Source organism: Aeromonas sp. ASNIH5, from assembly GCF_002902865.1.
Taxonomy (GTDB): Bacteria; Pseudomonadota; Gammaproteobacteria; order Enterobacterales; family Aeromonadaceae; genus Aeromonas; species Aeromonas caviae.
Genome location: NZ_CP026122.1, coordinates 328,896 through 346,394 on the forward strand (window position 1 = coordinate 328,896; position 17,499 = coordinate 346,394).

The 17,499-nt window shown below is 60.2% G+C and carries 20 protein-coding genes and 1 pseudogene; 17 read left to right on the forward strand and 4 right to left on the reverse strand.

Going from position 1 to position 17,499, the window contains the following annotated elements; genetic code table 11:
- The first annotated feature begins 135 nt into the window (after nt 1–135).
- The 3 genes from C2U30_RS01440 to C2U30_RS01450 all read left to right on the forward strand — a co-directional run bounded on the left by C2U30_RS01440 (nt 136) and on the right by C2U30_RS01450 (nt 3,370).
- Nucleotides 136–1,698 carry an AbgT family transporter gene (locus C2U30_RS01440; protein ID WP_042016631.1) on the forward strand — a complete coding sequence of 521 codons (1,563 nt, stop codon included), beginning with the start codon at nt 136–138 and terminating at the stop codon, nt 1,696–1,698.
- 67 nt (nt 1,699–1,765) lie between these two features.
- Nucleotides 1,766–2,491, forward strand: coding sequence for an oxygen-insensitive NADPH nitroreductase (nfsA, locus tag C2U30_RS01445; RefSeq protein ID WP_010675008.1), 726 nt, complete (start codon nt 1,766–1,768; stop codon nt 2,489–2,491).
- Between the two features lie 153 nt (nt 2,492–2,644).
- Nucleotides 2,645–3,370, forward strand: a complete 726-nt coding sequence (locus C2U30_RS01450; RefSeq protein ID WP_324761744.1) for a DNA repair protein — start codon at nt 2,645–2,647, stop codon at nt 3,368–3,370.
- Here C2U30_RS01450 and C2U30_RS01455 read toward each other — a convergent pair.
- The gene (locus tag C2U30_RS01455; protein WP_032495448.1) at nt 3,300–4,721 is read right to left on the reverse strand and encodes an IS66-like element ISKpn15 family transposase; all 1,422 of its coding nucleotides are present in this window, start codon (nt 4,719–4,721) and stop codon (nt 3,300–3,302) included. The genes C2U30_RS01450 and C2U30_RS01455 overlap by 71 nt on opposite strands.
- 104 nt (nt 4,722–4,825) lie before the next feature.
- On the opposite strand from C2U30_RS01455, the pseudogene C2U30_RS01460 reads away from it, so the two are divergent.
- Nucleotides 4,826–4,951 (forward strand): annotated as a pseudogene (locus C2U30_RS01460) (DNA repair protein); the annotation flags it as partial.
- Nucleotides 4,945–5,499: a VOC family protein gene (locus C2U30_RS01465; protein ID WP_199767329.1), complete on the forward strand. Its 555-nt coding sequence runs from the start codon at nt 4,945–4,947 to the stop codon at nt 5,497–5,499. The pseudogene C2U30_RS01460 and the gene C2U30_RS01465, both read left to right, overlap by 7 nt.
- Here C2U30_RS01465 and C2U30_RS01470 read toward each other — a convergent pair.
- On the reverse strand, nt 5,484–6,737 hold the full coding sequence (locus tag C2U30_RS01470; RefSeq protein WP_103243011.1) for an MFS transporter: 1,254 nt from the start codon (nt 6,735–6,737) through the stop codon (nt 5,484–5,486). The two genes, C2U30_RS01465 and C2U30_RS01470, sit on opposite strands and share 16 nt — an antisense overlap.
- A 93-nt stretch (nt 6,738–6,830) precedes the next feature.
- Here C2U30_RS01470 and C2U30_RS01475 point away from each other — a divergent pair, with 93 nt between their 5' ends.
- Nucleotides 6,831–7,733 (forward strand): LysR family transcriptional regulator, encoded by a 903-nt coding sequence (locus tag C2U30_RS01475; RefSeq protein ID WP_048207847.1) that lies wholly within the window; start codon nt 6,831–6,833, stop codon nt 7,731–7,733.
- A gap of 66 nt (nt 7,734–7,799) precedes the next feature.
- Here the strand turns inward: C2U30_RS01475 and ribA are convergent, their stop codons facing one another.
- Entirely contained in the window at nt 7,800–8,393 is a 594-nt protein-coding gene (ribA, locus tag C2U30_RS01480) for a GTP cyclohydrolase II (RefSeq protein ID WP_010675003.1), read from the reverse strand.
- A 263-nt stretch (nt 8,394–8,656) separates the two neighbouring features.
- On the opposite strand from ribA, the gene cmk reads away from it, so the two are divergent.
- The 6 genes from cmk (at nt 8,657) to pyrF (ending at nt 13,928) form a co-directional block, all read left to right on the forward strand.
- Entirely contained in the window at nt 8,657–9,349 is a 693-nt protein-coding gene (gene cmk, locus C2U30_RS01485) for a (d)CMP kinase (RefSeq protein ID WP_041215039.1), read from the forward strand.
- A gap of 93 nt (nt 9,350–9,442) precedes the next feature.
- Entirely contained in the window at nt 9,443–11,113 is a 1,671-nt protein-coding gene (rpsA, locus tag C2U30_RS01490; RefSeq protein WP_010675001.1) for a 30S ribosomal protein S1, read from the forward strand.
- A 93-nt stretch (nt 11,114–11,206) separates the two neighbouring features.
- Complete coding sequence (gene ihfB, locus C2U30_RS01495) at nt 11,207–11,491, forward strand: integration host factor subunit beta (RefSeq protein WP_005299934.1); 285 nt, start codon at nt 11,207–11,209, stop codon at nt 11,489–11,491.
- A 156-nt stretch (nt 11,492–11,647) separates the two neighbouring features.
- Nucleotides 11,648–11,932 carry a LapA family protein gene (locus C2U30_RS01500; RefSeq protein WP_010675000.1) on the forward strand — a complete coding sequence of 95 codons (285 nt, stop codon included), beginning with the start codon at nt 11,648–11,650 and terminating at the stop codon, nt 11,930–11,932.
- 9 nt (nt 11,933–11,941) lie between these two features.
- Nucleotides 11,942–13,108, forward strand: a complete 1,167-nt coding sequence (lapB, locus tag C2U30_RS01505; protein ID WP_010674999.1) for a lipopolysaccharide assembly protein LapB — start codon at nt 11,942–11,944, stop codon at nt 13,106–13,108.
- A gap of 121 nt (nt 13,109–13,229) precedes the next feature.
- On the forward strand, nt 13,230–13,928 hold the full coding sequence (pyrF, locus tag C2U30_RS01510; protein ID WP_010674998.1) for an orotidine-5'-phosphate decarboxylase: 699 nt from the start codon (nt 13,230–13,232) through the stop codon (nt 13,926–13,928).
- Nucleotides 13,929–14,014: 86 nt separating this feature from the next.
- Here the strand turns inward: pyrF and rrtA are convergent, their stop codons facing one another.
- Nucleotides 14,015–14,593 (reverse strand): rhombosortase, encoded by a 579-nt coding sequence (gene rrtA, locus C2U30_RS01515; protein ID WP_223937785.1) that lies wholly within the window; start codon nt 14,591–14,593, stop codon nt 14,015–14,017.
- Here rrtA and C2U30_RS01520 point away from each other — a divergent pair.
- The 5 genes from C2U30_RS01520 (at nt 14,559) to C2U30_RS01540 (ending at nt 17,467) form a co-directional block, all read left to right on the forward strand.
- Nucleotides 14,559–15,212 (forward strand): tRNA-uridine aminocarboxypropyltransferase, encoded by a 654-nt coding sequence (locus C2U30_RS01520; RefSeq protein WP_174722086.1) that lies wholly within the window; start codon nt 14,559–14,561, stop codon nt 15,210–15,212. The genes rrtA and C2U30_RS01520 overlap by 35 nt on opposite strands.
- Before the next feature lie 22 nt (nt 15,213–15,234).
- Entirely contained in the window at nt 15,235–15,942 is a 708-nt protein-coding gene (gene queC, locus C2U30_RS01525) for a 7-cyano-7-deazaguanine synthase QueC (protein WP_069651370.1), read from the forward strand.
- A gap of 61 nt (nt 15,943–16,003) precedes the next feature.
- On the forward strand, nt 16,004–16,675 hold the full coding sequence (queE, locus tag C2U30_RS01530) for a 7-carboxy-7-deazaguanine synthase QueE (protein ID WP_010674994.1): 672 nt from the start codon (nt 16,004–16,006) through the stop codon (nt 16,673–16,675).
- Nucleotide 16,676: 1 nt separating this feature from the next.
- Nucleotides 16,677–16,907, forward strand: a complete 231-nt coding sequence (locus C2U30_RS01535; RefSeq protein WP_039038687.1) for a DUF3820 family protein — start codon at nt 16,677–16,679, stop codon at nt 16,905–16,907.
- The gene (locus C2U30_RS01540; RefSeq protein WP_045524470.1) at nt 16,904–17,467 is read left to right on the forward strand and encodes a cob(I)yrinic acid a,c-diamide adenosyltransferase; all 564 of its coding nucleotides are present in this window, start codon (nt 16,904–16,906) and stop codon (nt 17,465–17,467) included. The genes C2U30_RS01535 and C2U30_RS01540 overlap by 4 nt, the downstream gene beginning before the upstream one ends.
- Nucleotides 17,468–17,499: the final 32 nt, after the last annotated feature.

Consider the following 17,499-nt stretch of genomic DNA (forward strand, 5'->3'; position numbering starts at 1 on the left):
GCGGCATCTCCCATTTATGAAGTGCGAGATGCCAAATTAAACATAATTAATCGAATTTTTGTCTCATATCATGGGATCCATTAGACGTTATCGCTAGTATGCGCGCTCATTCCTTGGTAATGGAGTATCACCATAATGAGTCAAGCTGCAGTGAACGAGCGTCCGGCCCCTCCCAACGGCTGGTTGAACCGCTTTCTGAACGGGGTGGAGAAGGCGGGCAACAAGCTGCCGGATCCCGCCATGCTCTTCCTCTATGCCTTGCTGATCGTCTGGGTCGGCTCTTGGATAGGCTCCCAGTTCTCCTTCGATCTGGTCAATCCCCGCACCGGAGAGGCCGTGGTCATCAACAACCTGTTGACCGGGGCAGGGCTGGCGGACTTTCTCGCCAGCATGGTCACCACGTTCACCGGGTTTGCTCCCCTTGGCATCGTGCTGGTGGCCATGCTGGGGGTCGGGGTGGCTGAACAGTCCGGTTTCATCAACACCGGGCTCAAGAAGCTGCTCAAGGTGACGCCGGCGCGCTTTCTGACCCCCATGCTGATCCTGGTGGCCATCGTCAGCCATACCGCCGCCGATGCGGGCTATGTGCTGGTGATCCCCATTGGCGGCATCATCTTCCATGCAGCGGGTCGCCACCCGCTGGCGGGGATTGCCGCAGCCTTTGCCGGGGTTTCCGGCGGGTTTGCCGCCAACTTCCTGCCCTCCGGCGGCGATGCGCTGCTTCAGGGTTTCACGCAGTCTGCAGCCCAGTTGTTCGACCCTGACTACATGGTCAACACCCTGTGCAATATCATCTTCACCGGCGCTTCTTCCTTGCTGATCATCTGCGTGGGCTGGTTTGTCACCGAGAAGATTGTCGAGCCGCGCCTCAAGCTGGTGCCTCTCAACGAGGATCTGGAGAGCGCCGACGAGATGGGTCGTTACAGCGCCCAGGAAAGCCGGGCCTTCAACTGGGCCGGGTTCGCCATGCTGGCGGCCGTGGTGCTGCTGGGGCTGGCGCTGGCCCCTGGCGACTCGCCGATGCGGGCACCGGACGGTTCCCTCACCACTTTCGCCGCACCGGTGATGAAGTCCATCGTGCCCCTCATTTTCCTGCTCTTCATCCTGCCCGGGATCGTCTATGGCTTTGTCGCTGGCAGTTTCAAGAGCGGCAAGGATGTGATCGACGCCATGTCGGCCACCATGAACAAGATGGGCTCCTACATGGTGATGGCCTTCTTCTGCGCCCTCTTCATCAAGGCGTTCGGGGATTCCAACCTCGGTACCCTGCTGGCGCTCTCCGGTGCCGAGGTGCTTCACGCCCTGGCGCTGCCGGGAGAGGTGACCATCGTCGGCATCATACTGCTGACGGCCACCGTCAACCTGGTGGTGGGCTCGGCCTCCGCCAAGTGGGCCCTCATCAGCCCCATTCTGGTGCCCATGCTGATGGCGGTGGGGATTTCGCCCGAGCTGACTCAGGCCGCGTATCGGGTGGGGGATTCCGCCTCCAACATCATCACCCCGCTGATGGTCTTCTTCCCCCTGGTGGTGGTCTATTGCCAGCAGTATGTGAAGAGCACAGGCATCGGCACCCTGGTCTCCATGATGCTGCCTTACTCCCTGGCCTTCCTGGTGAGCTGGACGGGCTTCCTGCTGCTCTACTGGGCGCTGGGGTTCCCGCTTGGGTTGCAGGCCCCCTATGTCTATCCTGCCCCTTGAGGGTGACGGGGGGCCTTGGGCCCCCCGCTTTTTTTGGGTAGAGTGTGACCTTCATCCCGGAGGTACCATGAACCCGACCATCGATCTCATTCTTTCCCATCGCTCCATTCGCCAGTTCACCCCAGAGCCCGTCAGCGCAGAGCAGCTGGATCAGATCCTGAGCGCCGCCCAGAGCGCCGCGAGCTCCAGCTTCCTCCAGGCCAACAGCATCATCCGGGTCACTGACAAGGGGCTGCGGGCCACCCTGGCGGAGCTGGCCGGTCATCAGGCCTATGTGGTCGAGGCGGCGGAGTTTCTGGTGTTTTGCGCCGACTACCATCGTCACAGCCAGATAGTGCCGGAGGCCCGCACCGGCTTTGTGGAGCAGCTCATGATCGGGGCCATCGACGGTGCCCTGATGGCGCAAAATGCCTTGCTGGCGGCCCAGTCACTTGGGTTGGGCGGGGTCTATATCGGCGGCATTCGCAACAATCCGGCCGAGGTGAGCGAGGTGCTGGGTCTGCCCCATCAGGTGATCCCGCTGTTTGGCCTCTGCCTGGGTCATCCCGCCCAGCGGCCGGAGCAAAAACCGCGGCTGCCCCGGGCGCTGGTGGTGCACGAGAACCGCTATCCTGCCACCCTGGACCGCGCCCTGCTGGCCCGGTACGACGGGCAGATCCACGACTACTACCAGGCCCGCAGCAGCAACAACAAGGATCAGACCTGGAGCGGGCAGATCAGGGGGATCCTGGGCAAGGAGGCGAGGCCCTTCATGCTGGGATTCCTGCAGTCGAAGGGTTTTTGCCTCAAGTAATGGGGGCGGCGGGCGATATGGAGCATGACGCACCGGATGCGGTCACCGCCTGCGAGCGTTCTTGTTAGGCAATACGGGATCTGGGCGCTACCCTATGAGGCTAAGCTGTTGTAGGATCTCGCAATTGGATTGGGACTGGAGTGTGAACACCCTATGATTTTAACCCTGATATTGCTGTCAATCGGCGCACTCCTGTTTCTGGTCATCGCCTATAACGTGGTGCAGCAATACAAGCAGAAGGCCGAATCGGACAAGCGCCAGGCCATTGCCCGTCACAAGGCGGTGGCAGACGAGACCGAAGAGGTGTTGCTGAACGTCAACCTGGTGCCCTTTTCCAAAAACATGGTGCTGCTGTTGCAACACCGGATCCTGGATGCCTACCGCGCCATCGCGCTGGTGATGCCCAATGCGCAGGTCAAGCAGCGCATCGCCGATGTCCAGCTTCAGATCAAGAACGTGCAGGAGAACTACAGCAGTCAGGACGAGGGGCATTTCAAGACGCCGGAGTCCGACCGCCAGGCCATCCAGATGCTGCAACTGGCAAAGAAGATGCGGGCCGTACTGCGGGTCGAGCACAACAAGGGCAAGATAGATCCCCAGGGCTTTGCCCAGGAGGATCGCCGCCTCGAGCTGATGCAGCTCAAGATCAACATCGCCAACCTGCTCAAGCGGGCCATGGATGCCCAGATCCAGGGGCAGTACGGCACCTGCCGCCAGCTCTACACCAAGGGACTGGGGGCGCTGGCCAATGTCACCGACAAGGATCCCTACCTGCTGGCGCGGGAAGAGGACATGCGTCAGTATCTATTCACCAGGACGGGGTTGACGGCATCAGTTCTGCCGGGATGGGATAATCTGTCTTCTCGATGCACGCCCTGACCACGGCCCTCAACCACTCCTGTGGGCAGCGGCCCAATCGCTTGCCGGTCTCCACCAACGACAGGATGCGCTGGCGAAACAGCTCGCCCCGGTGAGACCACACGCCGTAGCTACCCTTGCGCCAGAGCACATAGCCACGCAGCGCCCGCTCCGCCTCGTTGTTGGTCAGCGCTATTTCGTCGTCAGTCATAAACCGCCACAGCATCTCGTCATCCCGCAGCAGCAACTGGCATCGTCCACGGTAGCGTTTGCTGCACAACAGGGCGCCGCGCTCCAACTGGCTTCGCCAGCTTTGCCGGTAACGCGCGAGCCTGCGCAGGTATTTCTGCTTGCTCAACGCACCGCTTTCCCAACGGTGCCGGGTACGAAACACCGCATCCGCCAGCAAGACCAACCGGGCACCGATGGGCTGGTTGCACTGCTCGCTACTCTCGGCGATGGCCACGAGATTGCGGGCCACGTGGGCCCAGCACAGTTGCCGCTGGTCGGCGTCGATAAACCGGTAGCCGGCGTACTGGTCGGTCACCAGCACCCCGTCAAACTCGGCGCCCAGCAGCCGCTTGGCCGCCTCCTGACCACGGCCATAGGCCGTCATGAAGCAGACGGCTATCTTGCTCAGCGCCAGCCACATCCAGCGGCGCTCTCCACCCCGCTGATGCCGGGTCTCATCGGCATGAACGTGGGTGGCCGTCTGCACCTGCTGCTTGATGGCCTGGTAGGTCGGGGTGAGCATGGCACTCACCCGCCCCTGCGCCTCACTGATGGCGCCCCGGCTAAAACTCAGGCCGAAATGCTGTTTGAGCTGCTGCTGTATCTGGCTGACGCTCTGGTGAAACTGGCCGCTTTGCAGCGCGATGTAGCTGAGCAGATTGGCCCCCATCTGGCTGCTGCTGACGTTGTCTGGCAGTGCGGCCTGGGTCGTGCCGATACACCGTGAGCAGGTCGCACGATACAGTTGGTGTTCGGTGACGAGATAGCTCACCTCGGGCAGCTCGAACACCTGATGAACCTGATAGGGTTTGGCATGGGCCACCATGTCCCCGCCACAGCAAGCGCAATCGGCGGCAGGGTAATGCGGGACCAGGGTCAGGCGGGCATCAAGCGGATGCCGCTCGCGGCGATGTCCCTTGTGACCGGGCTGCGCCCCCCGTTGCTTGCCGGACGCCGGACGCTTGCGGGCCGGCGGCGGTGCACCGGGGCCGTCGCTGGAAGGCGGCTTGGAGGAGTTGCCGCTGTGCTGATTGAGGCGGTCCTCCAGCTCGGCGATGCGGTCGAGGAGCTTATAAATCAGCTCGTTGGCCTGCTCCAGAGTGGTGGGCATTCCCGCGGAATGCATGGTGTTTTTGCTCATGGGGGGAGCGTATCTAAGGAGCAGGATCAAGCAAGCAGGAAAGTGGGATCAAGAGACGATCGTCTCATTTTTCCTGTGTCAATACTGTTCCGGTGAATACTTACATGCGTCAGGGGATGCGCCAGCTGGAAGAACACCTGCAGCAGCACAGCGAGAAGGAGCTGCAAAACATCAAGGACAAAGAGACGGACGAACTGGACGTCCTGTTCCAACCCAAGAAGAAATGGTGATCATGTCACATCCACTGGATTCCACACTGGGGCCCATGGCCCCATTTGTTTGCCAACTGCTCACGGAAATGCGTGCCGTCATGGGGGGCAATGACTCCCCCGTGGTGGATCACCTCTGCTACCGCGCCGCCACCCTGCCGGAATATCTGGAGTTGAAAGCGGTGCTGGCCGCCCACGGAGTCTTGCTGGTGGAGGGGATGATAGGCGGTCGTCCCATCGCCACCTATCGCTTGCACCAGCCCGTCTGCTGGGAGCAGGTGACCGTCCCCTGCATCGAACTGGCCGCCCCCAAGGCGGGCCGAAGCCATCAGGCCGGGCTCGAACATATCGAGCTGGTGGTGCCCTCGCTCACGGCCTTGGTGACGACGCATCCCGATGTCCCCTTCAAGACCGGCAACATCGATGACGGACGCAATCCGGATATAGGATTGATGCTGCCCTCTGGGCAGATCAAGTTTCATCTGCGCCCGCTTGACGAGGTGATCGACGAAGAGCTCTGCACCGGCGCCGTGGTGCCGGTACCGGCGGACTATTATGACGGTCTGTGAGGGAAGGGCCCGTTGACGGGAGCCTGATCCTGTGGCGTCAACGCACAAGCGGGCGCCACACGTCCTTTCAAGTGACCGAGCCAGAGGCTCAACCCGGCGGTGATCATCAACACCAGCTCGATGCCGAGCACCAGACCCCATAGCCCCCCTTGCTCCCAGAAGGGATGCAGATAAAGCCCGCCCAGACTGGCCCCCAGGTAATACCCCACCAGATAGAGCGACGAGGCGAGCGCCCGGTTGTGCTCCACGTGCTGGCCGACCCAGGCGCTGGCACAGGCGTGGGCCAGGAAGAAGCCGAAGCTCGAGACAAGCAATCCCCCGATGATGGCGACAAGGCTCCCCTGCAACAGGGCCAGGCTGCCGAGTGCCATCAAGGTTATTCCCGCCAGCAGCAGACGTTGTGCTCCCCAGCGATGGGCCCCGCGGCCGCTCAGTGAAGAGGCGACGGTGCCGGTGAGGTAGGTCAGAAACAGCATGCCGAGCCACTGGGTCGGCAGGGAGAAGGGGGCCTTGGCCAGCAGGAAGGTGAGATAGCTGTACTGGTTCAGGAAGACCATGAAGTTGAGGCCGCCGATGAGATAGGCCCCCACCAGCAAGGGGTTGCCAAGGTGACTCTGGATGGCGCGGCGCAGTTGCCCAGGCGCTGCCTCCACGGCCACGAAGCAGCGCTGGGCGGGCAGCAGCCAGATGACCAGTGGCAGCAGGGCGAGGCTGATGATCCCGATACCGAGGAAGGTGTGCTGCCAGTCACCAAACCAGCCAGCCAGCAGACCGCCGACCACCCGGCCCGCGATGCCCCCCAGGGAGTTGGCCGCGATATAGACGCCGACGGCTACGATGAGGGCACGTTTGCTGAACTCTTCCCCCATGTAGGCAATGGCGGTGGCGGGCAGCCCTGCCAGCAGGACGCCTTGCAGGATGCGCAGGCTCACCAGCACATCAAAGTGGGTGACCCAGGGGATGCACAGGGAGAGCAGGATGGCGGCCGCCAGGGTCCACAGCATGATCCGCCGCCGTCCGAACCGATCAGCCAGACGGGCACAGACGAGCAGGGAGCCTGCAAGCCCTGCGGTGCAGCCTGCCAGCGTCCAGCTGGCGGACAGGGCGCTGACGGAGAAAACCTCTGCCAGGAGTGGCAGCAGGGGATGGGTCTGGTAGAGATTGAGGAATACCAGGAAGGAGCCCAGGCTGAGAGCCAGGGTGGCACGTATCCATTCGCGACTGCCTACTTCGATCATATGGAGTTGTCCCGACGACTTTTGTGCAGGGTAGTGCGACGAAACGTATAAATATAATATATTTAAGTTATTACCCTGATAAATGAAATTGATATGGATCTGAAACAGCTCGGATACCTGCTGGCGGTGCGCGATGCCGGCTCCTTCACCAGGGCGGCCCAGGGGCTGAACGTGGCCCAGCCTGCTGTCAGCATGGCCATCGCCAAGCTGGAGCAGCAGCTCGATCTGCGGCTGTTTGACCGACAGGATCGCAGCGTGCGCCTCACCCCGGAGGGAGAGGTCCTTTGCCGCCACGCCGAACGGCTGCTGCGCCAGATGCACCAGGCCGAGGCCGAGATGGCCGAGCTCAAGGGGCTGGAGCGGGGGGAGGTGCGCATCGGCATCCCCTACATGATGGGATCCTATTACTTCCCGCCAATCCTGATGGCGTTCAAGCATCGCTACCCCGGTTTGAAGATCCGGGTGGAGGAGGCGGGCACCCGGGAGCTGCTCAGCCGCATGGTGGATGGCAGTCTGGATCTCGCCATCCTCATCACCAGCGATCTGCCACCGGCCCTCGAGGGGGCGCAGCTGCTGCGGGAAGAGATGCTGATGGTGGTGGGGGAGGAGCACCCCCTGCGTGGCGCTGAGGCGGTCTCGCTGCCACAGTTCTTCGGCCAGGAGCTCGCCATGTTCCGGCGAGGCTTCTACCACAGGGAACACATGGAGGTGTTGGCGCAGGGGCTGGGGGTAGAGCCTGACATCGCGTTCGAAAGCAATCTCATCCCGCTGCTCAAGGCGGTGGTGCGCCAGGGATTCGCCGTGACCACCTTCCTGCGCATGGCGCTGGAAGAGGAGCCGGCCCTCACCGGCATCCCTTTTTCACCCCCCATCTTCCTGGATCTCTGCGTAGCCTGGCGACGGGGGGATCCGCTCTCCATGGCGAACCGAGCGTTGCGGGATTTTTTGCTGGCGCAAGGGGATGTGTCTAATCATTACGCTACAGATACTGAATGATTGAGTGGTATCACCAATAAAAACGCCTCCAATCTGGAGGCGTATGCTGACAAGGTGGATGCAACCTTATTTCTTGAACAGGTGATCCAGCTTGTTTGCCTTGGTGGAGAGATAAAACTCGTTGTGGGGATTGCGACCTTCCTGAAGGGGCACGCGCTCCGCCACCGGGATGCCAAAGGATTCCATCGCCTTCAACTTGCGCGGGTTGTTGGTCATCAGGCGCAGGGACTTGACCTCGAGCGCCTTGAGCATGTCGGCGCAGATGGTGTAGTCGCGCATGTCGGCGGCAAAGCCAAGCGCCACGTTGGCCTCCACGGTATCGGCCCCCTGATCCTGCAGATGATAGGCCCGGATCTTGTTGAGCAAGCCGATGCCTCGCCCTTCTTGACGGACATACAGCAGGACGCCGCGACCCGCCTTGGCGATGTTTTCCAGCGCGGCCTGCAATTGGAAGCCGCAGTCACAACGCAGACTGAACAGGGCATCCCCGGTCAGACACTCGGAATGAATGCGTCCCAGCACGGGTTCGCCGTCTGCGATATCGCCCATCACCAGCGCGGCATGATCCTTGCCCGTGCCGGTTTCCTGAAAACCAACCAGCGTGAAAGTGCCCCAGGGGGTCGGCAACTTGGATTTGGCCACGAGGGTAACGCTGCTCATATGGTTGCTCCTGACTACAGCTGCTTAAAAAAGGGCGGCCAGTTTAGCGCGCATTGTTCGGAACAACCATAAGAACAAAACCTTGCGTGAGAAGTGGGTTAACCCGATTGGTCAGAATAGGTGCAATCACGACGACTTTTGCGCAATTGTGTGCCCTGACAACTGCCAGCGACGGCGCATTCGGGTATAATCGGCGCCCATTAACCCATCCCGACAGGGATGTGTGCAACCAGTCAAGATGCCGAGTGCGCAGGAGAAACGTTATGGCTCAGATGGCCCCCGTGATGACTATTGATGGCCCAAGTGGAGCAGGAAAAGGCACCTTGTGCCAGTTGCTGGCTGAAAAACTGGGCTGGCACCTGCTCGATTCCGGTGCCATCTACCGGGTGCTCTCCCTGGCAGCCCTGCATCACGATGTGGAGCTCGATTCCGAAGCCGCATTGGTTCCCCTGGCCGCCAATCTGGATGTGCAATTCCAGGTAGAAGGGGAGCTGGTCAAGGTGATCCTCGAAGGGGAGGATGTTTCCCGCACCATTCGTACTGAAGAAGTGGGCAACGCGGCCAGCAAAATCGCGGCGTTTCCCCGGGTACGTGAAGCCCTGCTGCGCCGTCAGCGTGCATTCCGCCAAGCCCCCGGTCTCATCGCCGACGGTCGCGACATGGGTACAGTGGTTTTCCCCGAGGCGGATGTGAAGATTTTCCTCGACGCCAGCGCCGAGGAGCGGGCCCAGCGCCGCTATAAGCAGTTGCAAGATAAGGGCTTTGATGTTAACTTTGAGCGTCTTTTAACCGAGATTCGGGAACGTGACGATCGCGACAGAAATCGCGCCGTCGCTCCCCTGAAACCCGCGGAAGATGCTCTTGTTGTAGACTCAACGTCCATGACCATAGATGAAGTGCTGGCAACGGTGCTTGCCTATGCAGAGCAACAACTTGGTGATGTCAGCGCAAACTGATGTCAGTCGTCTGCACCAAGGATGGCGCAGATAATTTAAAACAACCCCGCTTGTGCCGGATTGCAAGTGGATGTTTCATTTGTGACATAAACAATGATCGAATCTTTTGCTCAACTCTTTGAAGAGTCCCTGAACGCCGTTGAAACCCGTCAAGGTTCCATCGTCAAGGGCACTGTCGTTGCTATCGAGAACGGTTTCGTACTGGTTGATGCCGGTCTGAAATCCGAGTCTGCTATCCCGGCTGAAGAATTCAAGAACGCCATGGGCGAGCTGGAAATCAACGTAGGTGACTCCGTTGACGTGGCTCTGGACTCTATCGAAGATGGTTTCGGCGAAACCAAGCTGTCCCGCGAAAAAGCCAAGCGCCACGAAGCCTGGCTGCAGCTTGAAAAAGCTTACGAAGAGCAAGCTACCGTTATCGGTATCATCAACGGCAAGGTCAAGGGTGGTTTCACCGTTGAACTGAACGGCATCCGTGCCTTCCTGCCGGGTTCTCTGGTTGACGTGCGTCCGATCCGTGACACCGCTCACCTGGAAAACAAAGAACTCGAGTTCAAAGTCATCAAGCTGGACCAGAAGCGCAACAACGTTGTTGTTTCCCGTCGTGCCGTGATCGAGACCGAGAACACCTCCGAGCGTGAAAGCCTGCTGGCCAACCTGCAAGAAGGTCAAGAAGTTAAGGGTATCGTCAAGAACCTGACCGACTACGGTGCATTCGTAGATCTGGGCGGTGTTGACGGCCTGCTGCACATCACCGACATGGCGTGGAAGCGCGTTAAGCATCCTTCCGAAATCGTCAACGTTGGCGACGAGATCGCTGTCAAGGTTCTGAAGTTCGACCGCGAGCGTACCCGTGTATCCCTGGGCCTGAAGCAGCTGGGCGAAGATCCCTGGGTTGCTATCGCCAAGCGTTACCCGGAGACCACCCGTCTGTCTGGCCGCGTGACCAACCTGACCGACTACGGCTGCTTCGTTGAAATCGAAGAAGGCGTTGAAGGCCTGGTACACGTATCCGAGATGGATTGGACCAACAAGAACATCCACCCGTCCAAGGTTGTTAACGTTGGTGACGTGGTTGACGTGATGGTTCTGGACATCGACGAAGAGCGTCGTCGTATCTCCCTGGGTCTGAAGCAGTGCAAATCCAACCCGTGGCAGCTGTTTGCCGAAACTCACGCCAAGGGCGACCGTGTTTCCGGCAAGATCAAGTCCATCACTGACTTCGGTATCTTCATCGGTCTGGATGGCGGCATCGACGGCCTGGTTCACCTGTCTGACATCTCCTGGAACAACCAGGGCGAAGAAGCCGTGCGTGAATTCAAGAAGGGCGACGAGATCGAAGCCGTTGTTCTGCAAGTGGACCCGGAGCGTGAGCGCATCTCCCTGGGCGTCAAGCAGATCGAAGAAGACCCGTTCAATAAGTACCTGTCTGACAACAAGAAAGGTGCTATTGTGAAGGGCAAGGTTACCGAGGTTGATGCCAAGGGTGCCGTGATCGAACTGGCTGACGGCGTAGAAGGCTACCTGCGTGCCTCCGACGCTGCTCGTGACCGCGTAGAAGACGCCACTCTGGTGCTGTCTGTTGGTGACGAAGTTGAAGCCAAATTCATGGGCGTTGATCGCAAGAACCGCACCGTGAGCCTGTCTGTCCGTGCCAAGGACGAGGCTGATGAGCGTGTTGCCATCGACAGCCTGAACCAACAAGAAGAAGTTGTGTTCAGCAATGCCATGATGGAAGCGTTCAAAGCCGCCAAGGGTGAGTAATCCTTGATGCAAGAAAAGGGCGGCATTGCGCCGCCCTTTTTTATCTTGGCAAAAATTATTATTGCATGTGATCGGGGAAGGAGATTTAACCTTATGACCAAATCAGATCTCATCGAACAACTGGCAGCCAGCCGCATGCACATGCCGGCCAAGGATGTCGAAGCCGCCATCAAGGAGATCCTTGAGCAGATGGCATCGACCTTGCAAAACGGCGACCGGATTGAAATCCGAGGATTTGGCAGTTTCTCGCTGCACTATCGTGCGCCCCGCGTGGGTCGCAACCCCAAGACCGGGGACAAGGTTGAACTGACCGGGAAATATGTCCCGCACTTCAAACCTGGCAAAGAGTTGCGCGAACGCGTCAACATCATCGAATAATGCAGAAAACGGCATACCTGAGTATGCCTTTTTCATTTTTATGGCCTGGAGTCTGCCCGTTGTCGGGTTTCTCACACTCTTTTCCCATTCGCGCTAGAGTCTGCCTGTGATTTTAAGGATAATCAGTCACTCATTCGCTACAGACAGGGAGCTCCCATGAAGCGTATCTTGGCCCTCATTCCACTGGTGCTGGTGTTTGTCCTGACCCTTGCCATCGGTTCTCAAAATGGTCAGCTGGTGCAGTTCAACTACCTGATTGCCCAGGGGGAGTTCTCGCTCTCCATGTTGCTGGGGTTCTTCTTCGCCGGCGGTTTTCTGCTGGGCTGGCTGGTATTTGGTCTGCTGTTCCTGCGTCTCAAGCTGCAAAATCGCACCCTGAACCGAACCATGCGTCGTCAATCTCGCGAGTTGGAGCTTGCCCGGTCGACAACCAAGGAATAATGTCCCTCGATGCTTGAACTGCTTTTCCTGCTGTTGCCCATCGCCGCCGGTTATGGCTGGTACATGGGCCGCAGGAGTGTTCGCCAGGACACCCAGCAACAGAGTAACCAGTTTTCCCGTCAGTACGTGGCGGGCCTCAACTATTTGCTCTCTGACGAGTCGGACAAGGCGGTGGATCTCTTTATCCAGCTGCTGGAAGTCGACAGCGAAACCATCGAAACCCACCTCTCCCTCGGCAACCTGTTCCGTCAACGGGGCGAGGTCGATCGCGCCATCAAGATCCACCAGAACCTGGTCGCCCGTCAGCTGACCCGTGAGCAGCGTCAGCTTGCCTTGCAGGAGCTGGCCCGTGACTTTCTGGCTGCCGGCTTGCTCGATCGGGCCGAAGCACTCTGGAAAGAGCTGTGTGATGACAGCGATTTCGAAGAGACGGCTCTGGCACAGCTCCTGATCATTCATCAGCAGTTGCGTGACTGGGACAATGCCATCGCCGTGGCGGTGCGTCTGCAGAAATTCCAGGGCAAGAAGCTGGCCGAGCCCATTTCCCACTTCTATTGCGAACAGGCGGAGAGTGCCTTGCGCGATGGCGACAAGCCTGCGGGGATCGCCAAGCTCAAGCGTGCGCTCGGTGCCCACCCGGCCTGTGCCCGCGCCAGCTTGCGGCTGGCGGATCTGGCGATGGAGGAGGGCAGGTTCGAGGATGCGGCCAAGGAGCTCCTGCGGGTGTTCGAGCAGGATATCGACTTTGCCTCCGAAGCCATGCCGAAACTGCTCGAATGCTATCGCCAGCTTGGTCGCAGCCAGGAGCTGATCCCGCTGCTTGAAAAAGCGGTAGAGGATCATGCGGGGGTCAGCGTGACCCTGGCGCTGGCCAATCTGGTGGAGGCCCGCGATGGGTTGAGTCAGGCCCGTGCGCTGGTGCTGCGCCAACTGCGTCGCCACCCCTCCATGAAGGGGTTTTATCAGCTGGTCGGTTTCCAGTTGGCCAGTGCCGAGGAGGGGCCTGCCAAGGAGAGCCTGGAGCTGCTGCAACAGTTGGTCGGTGAGCAGATCAAGATCAAGTCGACCCACAAGTGCCGTCAGTGCGGCTTTGCCACCCATTCGCTGTTCTGGCAATGCCCTTCCTGCCGGCAGTGGGGCACCATCAAGCCGATCCGAGGGCTGGATGGGGAGTAAACGCCAGCGAGGCCAACACGCCCGGGCGAGCACGGATACCCAAGAATTTCAGATGCCAGCGTGCAACCGGGCCCCGGCTCTGCTGCGCCTGGCTGTGGCATAACAATCCATAGGAAGTGACATGCAAGACCCCAAAGTACTGGTCGCGCTGGATTATCAGCACGAAGCCGACGCCTTTGCCTTCATTGAGCAGATCTCACCGGCCCAGTGCCGCCTCAAAGTAGGCAAGGAGATGTTTACCCTGTTTGGTCCCCAGTTCGTTCGTCAACTGGTGGCCAAGGGGTTCGACGTCTTCCTGGATCTGAAATTTCACGACATTCCCAACACCGTCGCCAAGGCGGTGGCGGCCAGTGCGGAGCTGGGCGTCTGGATGGTGAATGTCCATGCCAGCGGTGGCGAACGCATGATGCGTGCCGCCAGAGAGGCGTTGCTGCCATACGGGGACAAGGCGCCCCTGCTCATCGGGGTAACCGTGCTGACCAGCATGGAGCAGTCCGACATGGCGCCCCTGGGTCTGGATGTGACGCCGGCAGAACAGGTGATCCGCCTGGCCACCCTTGCCAAGGCGGCCGGGCTGGATGGTGTGGTCTGCTCCGCGGAAGAGGCGAGTGTGCTGAAGGGGCTGCTGGGAGCCGAATTCAAGCTGGTGACGCCGGGCATTCGTCCGAGCGGATCGGCTGCCGGTGATCAGCGCCGCGTCATGACGCCGCTGGCAGCGGTGGAGGCGGGGGCGGATTATCTGGTGATCGGCCGTCCTATCACCCAGTCCTCGGATCCCGCCGCCGTGCTTGGGGCGATCAATGCCGAGCTTTGCCGGTAACGGCGTAATGGGCGAATGAGCGCAGGCCGGATCCCAGATCCGGCCTGCTGCATTTTGGCCGTGGGCTGGCCCTGCCTATAGGGAGTTCAGGAGTGGACGGCCTGGGTGTCCAGACGAATGGGGAAGAGGCCGAGCAGCAGGCCGGCGAGTGCGCCGATGAAGTGTGACTCGATGTGCACCCTGGCACCGATCAAGGCGGAGACAGGGCTCTCGCCGGCACTGTAAAAGTCCACACCGAGCTTGATGGCGACGCCCGCCAGCATCAGCCAGCCGGAGTGACGGCGAAAGCGGATGTCCTGCATGGCACCCCATACGAACAAGCCGTGCAGCAGGCCGGAGAGTCCCATGTACCACTGGGTTTGCGGGCAGCCCCACCAGATGCCGAGTCCGACCGCCGTTCCCAGCAGCAGCAACAGCACGGGCAGGCGCCATCCCGTCAGGTACTCCTGAAACAGGCTGTAGAGCACGGCCAGACCGCTCAGGTTGAGCAGCAGGTGCCATCCATTGGTGTGTGCCAGATTGCCTGTTATGATGCGCCACCCTTCGCCCTGGGCGATCAGGTCGCGATCGAAGGCGAGCTGATGATTTGGCACGGTGAAAAAGAGCAAGGCAGTGACGAGCGAAAGCGCGATGACCCAGAGCAGACCCGATTTTCCTGACAACATGAAGCAGCCCAACGACAAAGAGAGCCGATACTGTACACGCTGTACCCGGGCCCTCAAAGCGTGCCTGTGCGATTATATTCAGCGGGTGCCGAACCTGGCTGCGCTCCATATTCTGCAACACCCTGCCGAAGTAGGTCACCCCAAGGGGACGGCTGCGTTGCTGGCGGCGTCCCTGACCGATGTGCGCATCCATGTGGGAGAGGACTTTTCCGACGACGAAGGGCTCAATGCCTTGCTTGCCGACCCCGCTGTCCAGTGCTATGTGCTGTGGCCCGATGAGGAGGCCCTGACCCTGATAGAGGCAAGGGAGCATCTCCTGAGGCGTGGGCGCACCGTGCGAGCCCACTTCATCCTCCTTGATGGCACCTGGCGCAAAGCCTATCGCATGTTGCACAGCTCGCCTGCACTGCTCGGGTTGCCGCGGATCACCCTCGGCGCCATTGCCGGGCAATATTCCATTCGCAAGAAGCCCTTTGAGGAGGCATTGTCCACCCTGGAAGCGGGCTACCATCTGTTGTCCCGGTGGGAAGGAGAGCCTGAGCGCTTCGCCCCGCTGATGACCCTGTTTACCCATTTGAACCGGCAGTGGCATGACTTTGCACAAGGCCGCCGCCGTTGAGTTGCCCAGAGGAGTGAAAAACATGAAAAAAGCCGTCGTGGTCTTCAGTGGCGGGCAGGACAGCACTACCTGTCTGGTGCAGGCACAGGCCCGCTATGACGAAGTGCATGCCATCACCTTCGATTACGGCCAGCGCCACCGGGCGGAGATTGACACCGCCCGCCATCTGGCGACGGTGCTCGGGATCGCCGCCCACAAGGTAATGGATGTGACCATGCTCGGGGAGCTGGCCATCTCTGCGCTGACCCGAGACGACATACCGGTGAGCTTCGAGCTTCAGGAGAACGGCCTGCCCAACACCTTCGTGCCGGGACGCAACATCCTGTTCCTGACCCTGGCGGCCATCTATGCCTATCAGGTGGGCGCCGAAGCGGTGATCACCGGGGTGTGCGAGACCGACTTTTCCGGCTATCCCGATTGCCGCGACGACTTCGTCAAGGCGCTCAATCAGGCGGTCTCCCTGGGGCTGGATCGCCCCATCCGCTTCGAAACCCCCCTGATGTGGCTCGACAAGGCCGAAACCTGGGCGCTGGCGGATCATTACGGTCACCTCGATACCGTGCGTCACCAGACGCTCACTTGCTACAACGGAATCCAGGGAGATGGTTGCGGGGCCTGTCCGGCCTGCGAGCTGCGTCGCCGTGGCCTGGATCACTATCTGGCTGACAAGACCGGCATCCGTGCCAGACTTTACGAGAAGAGCGGACTGGGCGAGAAAAGCGGATCCTGAGCCTGTGCCTAGCCCGGGTTTGGGGTATAATCCGCCCCTTTTGCAGCAAGTCGTGACCAAGATGCACTACCCAATCAACGAGATCTTCCAGACCATCCAGGGGGAGGGGGTATTTACCGGCCTGCCCGCCATCTTCGTTCGCCTTCAGGGCTGCCCGGTGGGCTGCCCCTGGTGCGATACCCGCCACACCTGGGTGGTGGACCCCGAGCGTGAGGTGGCCCCTGGCGAGGTGCTCGATCGTTCCAATGAGTCCGACGGCTGGAGCAAGATGAGCACGGAAGATATCCTGGCCAGCTTTACCCGGCTCGGTTACCGGGCCCGTCACGTGGTGTTGACCGGTGGTGAGCCCTGCCTCTACGACTTGCGCGAGCTCTCTTCGGCCCTGGTGGCATCGGGTTATCAGGTGCAGATCGAAACCAGCGGGACCAGCGAGGTGCTGACCCATGAGCAGACCTGGGTGACCGTTTCCCCCAAGATCGGCATGAAGGGTGGGTTGCCGGTGCTGGTCTCTGCACTGGAGCGGGCCAACGAGATCAAGCACCCGGTGGCCACCGAGCACCATATCGAGGAGCTGGATGCCCTGCTGGCCACCGCCCGGCTGCGCCCCGATGTGATGATTGCGCTGCAACCCATCAGCCAGAAAGCCAGGGCCACGGAGCTGGCCATGGCGACCTGCATCGCCCGTAACTGGCGACTCTCCATCCAGACCCATAAATACCTGAATATCGATTGATATGGATGGACTCAGCGATGAGCGCATCTTGCTGACGCTGGCCAGCAAGATGCCTTACGGGAAATACAAGGGGCGGCGCATCATCGATATTCCCGAGCCCTATCTGGTATGGATGGCGCGAAGCGGTTTTCCGGCCGGTACCCTGGGCCAGTCTCTGGCACTGGCCTACGAGATAAAGCTCAATGGACTCGAGTCCATGATTATTCCCATTATTAACAGGATGTCGGAATGAGAATATATACAAGGCAAGGGGACAAAGGGCTCACGCGACTGGCCGATGGGACTTCCCTGGCCAAAGACGATAAACGTGTCGAGACCTATGGCGCCATCGACGAGCTGAATTCCCAAATAGGCTTGTTGATGGCTGAAATACCCGCCGGGGAGACGACTCTCCTGGCCGATCTCATATTGTTGCAGCAGGAGCTGTTTGATCTGGGCGGGGAGCTGGCATTTTCCAGTGAATCGCAAACGGATGCGCTGTGGCAGGTGAACGAGGCTTGGACGAACAGGCTCGAGCAACAGATCGATGCCTACAGTGCCGGGTTGCCGGTGCTGCGCAATTTTATTTTGCCGAGCGGTTCGCGGGCGGCGGCCCAGGCACATGTGGTGCGTACCCTGACCCGTCGCTGCGAGCGCCTGCTGCTTGGATTGAGCCGCGTAGAGCGGGTAAATCCGGCCGTTTTGCCCTATCTCAACCGGCTGAGCGACTGGTTTTTCACCATCGCCCGATACTTGCTGGTATCGTCAGGCACCCCGGAGATCCTCTGGGTCAAGGCGGCTGACAGAGGCTGACAACCGCTCGAAGCAGCAATAAAAAAACCTCG